The organism is Pseudoalteromonas sp. S1650 (assembly GCF_005887195.1).
Lineage (GTDB): Bacteria > Pseudomonadota > Gammaproteobacteria > Enterobacterales > Alteromonadaceae > Pseudoalteromonas > Pseudoalteromonas simplex.
The window spans coordinates 1-274 of sequence record NZ_PNDF01000248.1 but is presented as its reverse complement, the minus strand read 5'-3'; the positions used below and the strand labels follow the sequence as shown (position 1 = coordinate 274).

Annotated in this window: 1 protein-coding gene; it reads right to left on the bottom strand. The window is 41.2% G+C overall.

The genetic code is table 11. From position 1 onward, the window contains the following. Positions 1–228 (bottom strand): hypothetical protein (locus CWB80_RS22295; protein WP_138686327.1); only part of this gene is annotated, 228 nt, incomplete at its 3' end. Positions 229–274: the final 46 nt, after the last annotated feature.

The following is a 274-nucleotide window of genomic DNA, read 5'->3' as shown; positions in this document are numbered from 1 at the left end:
ATTATTATATCGTGCAGTTTGTGGGCTAATTCCAGCCAAGTGTTCTGACTGCCAAGGTTCTGTTAACTGTTGCTGTATACCCTTGGCTTGCGCAACTACGGCATTATTAATGATATCGCTGGGGAGTCTGTTAGCATTTGTTGTTGCTTGTGAGGCTAAAACTAGAGACTGTTTAGCCCATAATTCATTTGCTAAAGCTAAAGCAAATACCACTAAATTACCATCCAATGCGAGCGTGCCCAATTAAGTGTGAAAAAACCTACGAATGAGTACG